Annotated in this window: 1 protein-coding gene and 1 pseudogene; both read right to left on the bottom strand. The window is 45.4% G+C overall.

Features of this window, described 5'->3' with window-relative positions; translation table 11 throughout:
* The coding region (locus R7Z50_RS30910; protein ID WP_318150202.1) for a DUF1415 family protein at positions 1-224 on the bottom strand (224 nt) is incomplete at its 3' end.
* Positions 225-274: 50 nt separating this feature from the next.
* Positions 275-526 (bottom strand): annotated as a pseudogene (locus R7Z50_RS30915) (MFS transporter); the annotation flags it as partial.

Below are 526 nucleotides of genomic sequence, written 5' to 3' on the forward strand. Positions count from 1 at the left end.
TCGGTGGTGCTGAGTTCAATAAGTTGCAGCAGAATATCCTCAAGCAGCGCTTCTTCTTGTGTTGCTTCGCTGACAAAAATCTTGATTTGTTTGTTACGCTGCGGCTTTGCAGCGAAAGGACACAAATTCAGACCAATCACGACATCATTAAGCCATTGATCGACTTGTTGCGTGATCGCATTAATATCTGTATTCGGTGTTTCTTGTGTTGAGCGCGTTGGCATACGACTTTCTTGCTTTTATGAATTTGGCGCAAGCATAGCAGAGAAGTCGATTAACTTCTTCCCAAGCTTGCTACATCAGTGTTGCTGTCGGTATCTACGCTTTCACAAATGTGTTTTAAGTAGGCAATGGCAGCAAACATCACGGCATACAAAACGCTTCCGCCAAGCAGTACGGTTGACCAACCGCCATGTTGCCAACAGTAGAGCAATAAAAAACCACCTAAACTTCCGCCAACATAGTAGGCCACCAAGCACAAAGCCGTTGCGGTTGCTTTTGCTTGTGTTGCGTTTTGGCCTACCCA

Source organism: Vibrio sp. 1249-1 (assembly GCF_033340495.1).